We start from the raw sequence: 6,515 nt of genomic DNA on the forward strand, positions 1-6,515 counted from the left end.
TAATTTTTGAAATTTCTACTAAGCCGCCTAATAAGCATAGCTGAAATTTATTAATTCTTTTATGTAAAATAAGAAGAGTAGGTGAATGTTCATGACAATGGATCAGAAAATGCAGGAACATAATTATGATGAAAACCAGATACAGGTTCTTGAAGGTTTAGAGGCCGTACGAAAAAGACCAGGTATGTATATCGGATCTACAAGCGGTAAAGGTTTACATCACTTAGTTTGGGAAATTGTTGATAATAGTATAGATGAAGCACTAGCAGGATATTGTGATGAAATCAATGTCATAATTGAAGAAGATAACAGTATCACTGTTAAAGATAATGGACGTGGAATCCCAGTAGGTATTCATGAAAAAATGGGAAGACCAGCGTTAGAAGTTATCATGACTGTACTGCACGCAGGTGGTAAATTTGGTGGCGGCGGATACAAAGTATCAGGAGGACTACATGGTGTTGGTGCTTCAGTAGTAAATGCTCTTTCTACTTTGTTAGAAGTACATGTCCACCGTGACGGAAATATTTATTACCAACAGTTTGCAAAGGGTGCACCAGTTGCTGATATGAGTATAGAGGGTCAATCAGAAATAACAGGTACTATTACTCATTTCAAACCAGATGAAGAAATTTTTACGGAAACAACAGTGTATGAATTTGATACTCTGGCAAATCGTTTAAGAGAGCTTGCCTTTCTAAATCGTGGTCTCCGCTTAACAATTGAAGACAGAAGAGAAAACAAACAAAAGAAAGAGTACCACTATGAAGGTGGAATTAAATCTTATGTTGAACATTTAAATCGTTCTAAAGAAGTTATTCACGAAGAACCGATTTTTGTTATTGGTGAAAAAGATGGCATAACTGTTGAGATTGCTCTTCAATACAATGAGAGCTACACAAGTAATATCTACTCATTTACCAATAATATTAATACTCATGAAGGTGGTACACATGAAGTTGGATTCAAAACTGCCTTAACAAGAGTAATAAATGATTATGGACGTAAAAACGGATTAATTAAAGAACAAGACAGTAATTTATCTGGTGAAGATGTTCGTGAAGGTTTAACAGCGATCGTGTCCATTAAACATCCAGATCCACAATTTGAAGGCCAAACCAAAACAAAGCTAGGTAATAGTGAGGTTCGTACAATTACTGAGCAAGTTTTTGGCGAGAAGTTAGATAAATTCTTATTGGAAAATCCTACTGAAGCCCGAAAAATAGTAGAAAAAGGTTTAATGGCAGCTAGAGCACGTATGGCTGCAAAAAAAGCTCGTGAACTAACAAGAAGAAAAAGTGCATTGGAAGTTTCAAGTTTGCCTGGGAAATTAGCTGATTGTTCTTCAAAGGATTCCTCTATTAGTGAGATTTATATTGTAGAGGGTGACTCAGCTGGTGGAAGTGCAAAACAAGGTCGAGATCGTCATTTTCAAGCAATATTACCATTACGTGGAAAAATCATTAATGTTGAGAAAGCTCGTCTAGATAAAATCTTATCAAATAACGAGGTCCGTTCAATGATTACCGCATTTGGTACAGGAATTGGTGAAGAATTCAACATTGAAAAAGCACGTTATCATAAAATTATTATCATGACAGATGCCGATGTTGATGGAGCGCATATCCGTACCTTATTGTTAACGTTCTTATATCGATATATGCGTCAAATTATTGAGAGCGGGTATATTTATATAGCTCAACCGCCTTTATTTAAAATACAACAAGGTAAAAAAGTACAGTACGCTTACAATAATAAGGAAATGGACGAAATACTTTCAAATTTATCTGCAGTACCAAAACCAGTTATCCAACGATATAAAGGTTTAGGTGAGATGAACCCTGAACAATTATGGGAAACAACAATGAACCCTGAAACAAGAACTTTACTTCAAGTAAATCTTCAAGATGCAATTGAAGCAGATGAAACGTTTGAAACATTGATGGGTGAGAAAGTAGAACCAAGACGAAACTTTATTCAAGACAATGCTAAGTATGTAAAGAATTTAGATATCTAATAAGTAAATATAAAGGAGCATAGTTGCTCCTTTTCCTACATAGAAACGTAAATTAAAGGGAGGTGCCGAAGTTGAACGAAAATCAACAAATCAAAGAAATCAATATAAGTAATGAGATGCGTAATTCCTTCCTAGATTATGCAATGAGTGTAATTGTCTCGCGTGCATTACCAGATGTAAGAGATGGCCTAAAGCCTGTACACCGAAGAATCTTATATGCGATGAACGATTTAGGCATGACGGCAGAAAAAGCTTATAAAAAATCAGCTCGTATTGTTGGTGAAGTAATCGGTAAATACCATCCACATGGTGACTCTGCGGTTTATGAAACGATGGTACGTATGGCGCAAGATTTTAACTTCCGCTATATGCTTGTAGATGGTCATGGGAATTTTGGTTCGGTAGACGGAGACGCTGCAGCTGCAATGCGTTATACGGAAGCTAGAATGTCTAAAATTTCAATGGAATTAATTCGTGATATTAATAAAAATACAATCGATTTTCAAGATAACTATGATGGTTCTGAAAGAGAGCCAATCGTTTTACCAGCACGTTTCCCTAACTTACTTGTTAACGGTGCAACTGGAATCGCGGTTGGTATGGCTACAAATATTCCACCACATCAATTAGGCGAGGTAATCGATGGTGTTCTTGCCTTAAGTAAAGACCCTGAACTTACTACTCAGGAACTTATGGAATATATACAAGGACCTGACTTCCCTACTTCAGGAATGATTCTAGGTAAATCTGGAATTCGTAAAGCTTACGAAACTGGTAAAGGCTCTATCATTATCAGAGGTAAAGTTGAAATTGAAGAAAAAGCTAATGGAAGACAAACAATTATCGTTACTGAATTACCATATCAAGTAAATAAAGCGAAGTTAGTTGAACGTATTGCAGAACTAGTTCGTGATAAAAAAATTGATGGTATTACAGATCTACGTGATGAGTCTGACAGAAATGGTATGCGTATTGTTATTGAAGTAAGAAGAGACGCAAATGCAAATGTTTTATTAAATAATTTATATAAACAAACTGCTATACAAACAAGTTTCGGTATAAATCTTTTAGCTCTAGTTAACGGTGAACCTAAAGTTTTATCTTTAAAAAGTTGCCTAAAACATTACCTAGATCATCAAATTGTAGTTATAAAACGAAGAACTAAATTTGAATTAGAAAAAGCTGAAGCTCGTGCACATATTTTAGAAGGTTTAAAAGTTGCTTTAGATCATTTAGATGCAGTAATTAGCTTAATTAGAGCTTCTCAAACTGGAGAAATTGCAAAAAATGGTTTAATGGAAACATTCAACTTATCAGAAAAGCAAGCTCAAGCAATTTTAGATATGAGATTACAACGTTTAACTGGATTAGAACGTGAAAAAATCGAAGAAGAATATCAAGAATTAATTAAATTAATTGCGGAATTAAAAGCTATTCTTGCAGATGAAGAGCGCGTTCTTGAAATTATTCGTGAAGAGTTAACTCAATTAAAAGAGCAATACAATGATAAACGAAGAACTTCGATTGTTCCTGGTGGAGTTGAAATGATTGAAGATGAAGATTTAATTCCAGTAGAAAACATTATTGTTAGTTTAACTCATAATGGATATATCAAACGATTACCTATTTCTACTTATCGTTCTCAACGTAGAGGTGGCCGTGGTATTCAAGGAATGGGTACAAACGATGATGATTTCCTAGAACACTTACTAACTACTTCGACCCATGACACAATACTATTCTTTACAAACAAAGGAAAAGTTTATCGTTCTAAAGGTTACGAGGTCCCTGAATATAGTCGTACTGCTAAGGGGCTACCAATAGTAAACTTACTAGAAATTGATAAAGATGAAAGTATAAATGCTATTATCCCAGTCAGTGAATTTTTAGATGATTGGTATCTATTCTTTACTACTAAACAAGGAATTGCGAAGCGTGTACCATTATCTGCTTTCGCAAATATTCGTACAAATGGATTAATAGCAATTAATTTAAAAGAAGATGACGATGTAATCTCTGTTCGATTAACAGATAGTACAAAAGACATAGTAGTAGGAACTTCAAAAGGGATGATTATCCGTTTTAATGAAGAAGATGTAAGATCTATGGGAAGAACAGCTACTGGTGTTAAAGCAATTACACTTTCTGACGATGATTATGTTGTAGGGATGGAAGTAGTTGAGGAACACTTAGATATTCTAGTTGTTACAGAACATGGATTTGGTAAACGAACTGCTCAAGAAGAGTACCGTATTCAAAGTCGTGGAGGTAAAGGTTTAAAAACACTAAACGTAACTGAGAAAAACGGGAAAATGATCTCTCTAAAATGTGTAAGTGACGAAGAAGATTTAATGTTAATTACAGAATCCGGAGTTATCATACGTATGCCAATCGATCAAATTTCAAGACTTGGACGTGTTACACAAGGGGTAAAACTAATTAAATTAGATCAAGAAGGCCACGTTGCAACTGTGGCAATTGCGGCTAAAGAAGATGAAGTTGACCCATCCTCTCTTGAAGATGATGAAGATGAGATTGAAACAACAGAAGAATAATACTTTAAGTTAATCCTATGACAAGATAAGAGAGAACCAAAAATTGTTCTCTCTTTTTTTTAAACTTATAAAATGGGGGATAACTAATGAAAGTTCGTGCGGAAATGTTAAAAGAAGGTTGGATTTTGAGTAAGCCTTTACATTTAAATACTGAAAATCCAATAGTTGATATGGGAAAAGCACTAACAAATGAAGACATTGCAGTAATTCGCGCTTTTTTAATTAATGATATTGAAGTAGAAATAGCTGATGCAAATAGTTCAAATTCAGAAAAGAATGTTTCTGTAGAGTTTAATAGTATGTACCTAGAGGCTATGAAGCAATACCGAACTCATTTTACTAGTTGGGAATCAGGTGGATCCCTTAATATTATAGAATTCCGAAAAGTATTAATGCCATTAATAGATTATACTCAAAGCAATTCATTAAAGAAGATTCCTGTTCCAAATGTGATTTGTAAGGACGATAAAGATAAAATAATACATCATAGTTTGTTAAGTACGATGCTTTCATCTTTAATAGCGCAGAAACTTAATTATCCTAAAGGTGATATTATTCAAATAGGTGTATCAGCAGCTCTATGTAATGCAGGGTTTGCAAAATATCATTTTAAAAGTATTACTCAATTAGAAAGCAATCCAGATTATAAAAACCATCCAATGTATAGTTATCGTATGGTAGAAAAAGCTCAGTTCTTGCGTGATCAAATGAAAGTGGCTATTTTACAGCACGAGGAAAGACTAGACGGAAGCGGTTATCCATTAAGACTAATGTCTAAACATATTAACGAGTATGCTTCGATTCTTGGAGCATGTGCTTACTACTTTAATAAAGTATTATTCTCAAAAGAAAGTTTAAATGATTTTCAAATAATCGAACATCTAAATAAAGAATGTTTCGGTAAGTTTCATCCTAGTGTAATTGAAGCCATTAATAATATCGTAATTCATTTCCAGTTAGGTGATCGAGTGATGTTATCAAATGGTGTCATAGGACAAATTGTATACCGTTCTACAGTTGAGATAGCAAGACCGACTGTAAAGGCAGAGAATATGGACATGGTTAATATGCGCCCGTAGCTCAATTGGATAGAGCGTTTGACTACGGATCAAAAGGTTATGGGTTCGAGTCCTTTCGGGCGCGCCATATTACGGGAAGTGGCTCAGCTTGGTAGAGCACCTGGTTTGGGACCAGGGGGTCGCAGGTTCAAATCCTGTCTTCCCGACCATTAAATTCATGGGGCCTTAGCTCAGCTGGGAGAGCGCCTGCCTTGCACGCAGGAGGTCAGCGGTTCGATCCCGCTAGGCTCCACCATTTTAATAATGATCTTTGAAAACTAAACAAAACATGAAGTAAAACGTCAATTATTAGTTTTAGAGCAAAACAAGATTTAAACTTAACTATTATGGAGAGTTTGATCCTGGCTCAGGACGAACGCTGGCGGCGTGCCTAATACATGCAAGTCGAGCGGACTTGTAGGAGCTTGCTCCTGCAGGTTAGCGGCGGACGGGTGAGTAACACGTGGGCAACCTACCTATAAGACTGGGATAACTTCGGGAAACCGGAGCTAATACCGGATGACACAAAGGAACTCCTGTTCCTTTGTTGAAAGATGGCTTCGGCTATCACTTATAGATGGGCCCGCGGCGCATTAGCTAGTTGGTGAGGTAACGGCTCACCAAGGCGACGATGCGTAGCCGACCTGAGAGGGTGATCGGCCACACTGGGACTGAGACACGGCCCAGACTCCTACGGGAGGCAGCAGTAGGGAATCTTCCGCAATGGACGAAAGTCTGACGGAGCAACGCCGCGTGAACGATGAAGGCCTTCGGGTCGTAAAGTTCTGTTGTTAGGGAAGAACAAGTGCTAGTTAAATAAGCTGGCACCTTGACGGTACCTAACCAGAAAGCCACGGCTAACTACGTGCCAGCAGCCGCGGTAAT

General features: G+C 36.6%; 3 protein-coding genes, 3 tRNA genes and 1 rRNA gene. All 7 read left to right on the plus strand.

The window, feature by feature from the left end:
• Window positions 1–97 precede the first annotated feature (97 nt).
• Window positions 98–2,017, plus strand: coding sequence for a DNA topoisomerase (ATP-hydrolyzing) subunit B (gene gyrB, locus B7R65_RS07475; protein ID WP_088042155.1), 1,920 nt, complete (start codon window positions 98–100; stop codon window positions 2,015–2,017).
• Between the two features lie 71 nt (window positions 2,018–2,088).
• Window positions 2,089–4,572 carry a DNA gyrase subunit A gene (gene gyrA, locus B7R65_RS07480; protein ID WP_088042138.1) on the plus strand — a complete coding sequence of 828 codons (2,484 nt, stop codon included), beginning with the start codon at window positions 2,089–2,091 and terminating at the stop codon, window positions 4,570–4,572.
• Between the two features lie 86 nt (window positions 4,573–4,658).
• A complete protein-coding gene (locus B7R65_RS07485; RefSeq protein ID WP_088042139.1) occupies window positions 4,659–5,651 on the plus strand; it encodes an HD-GYP domain-containing protein in 993 nt (330 codons plus the stop codon).
• Window positions 5,642–5,718: transfer RNA gene (locus tag B7R65_RS07490), tRNA-Arg, on the plus strand. Before B7R65_RS07485 ends, B7R65_RS07490 begins: the two co-directional genes overlap by 10 nt.
• Window positions 5,719–5,723: 5 nt before the next feature.
• Window positions 5,724–5,800, plus strand: a tRNA-Pro gene (locus B7R65_RS07495).
• A gap of 10 nt (window positions 5,801–5,810) precedes the next feature.
• Window positions 5,811–5,886 (plus strand) — tRNA-Ala (locus tag B7R65_RS07500).
• A gap of 88 nt (window positions 5,887–5,974) precedes the next feature.
• Window positions 5,975–6,515: ribosomal RNA gene (locus B7R65_RS07505) — 16S ribosomal RNA — on the plus strand; the annotation flags it as partial.

Origin of the sequence: Bacillus sp. EAC, from assembly GCF_002156875.1 — a bacterium.
Lineage (GTDB): Bacteria > Bacillota > Bacilli > Bacillales > Bacillaceae_G > Gottfriedia.